Genomic DNA, 389 nt, shown 5'->3' with positions numbered 1-389 from the left:
ACGATAAGTCGAAGAACATCACCCTCCGAGATAAACCGGGCTTGCTGGGTGCGTCCGAGGCTATCAACGATGGGGTACCGTTTCGTTACCCCATCGGTTTTGCAATGGTCTGATAATGCCTTATTCGTATTGGTGTATCCGAGGGCGGTTGCCACATCCTTACCACAGAAAAAGGCTTTACCGTTCTCTTTGAAGATACGGACATTGGTGCCTTCAAACGTGAAGGGGATTAGATTACTCATGCTGTTTCCTTTTCGCGGTAAGCTCGGGGGAGGAACGTTTTAGGAAGGAGCTCCCAGGGTTCCGATCCGGTGGTTTCGGCGATGGCGCACAATTCAGAGAGTGAAAACTCGGCTTTACCGGAGATTTTTCGATTCATGGTCGAGTAG

The 389-nt window shown here is 50.1% G+C and carries 1 protein-coding gene; it reads right to left on the bottom strand.

The genetic code is table 11. The annotated features are described in order from the left end of the window. Positions 1–242, bottom strand: a 242-nt coding sequence (locus QP381_RS08585; protein WP_285068519.1) for a BRO-N domain-containing protein, incomplete at its 3' end; no start/stop codon positions are given. Positions 243–389 lie beyond the last annotated feature (147 nt).

It is taken from the genome of Pauljensenia sp. UMB6358, from assembly GCF_030216865.1.
GTDB lineage: Bacteria > Actinomycetota > Actinomycetes > Actinomycetales > Actinomycetaceae > Pauljensenia > Pauljensenia turicensis_A.
This window is presented reverse-complemented; position numbering and strand designations above follow the sequence as displayed.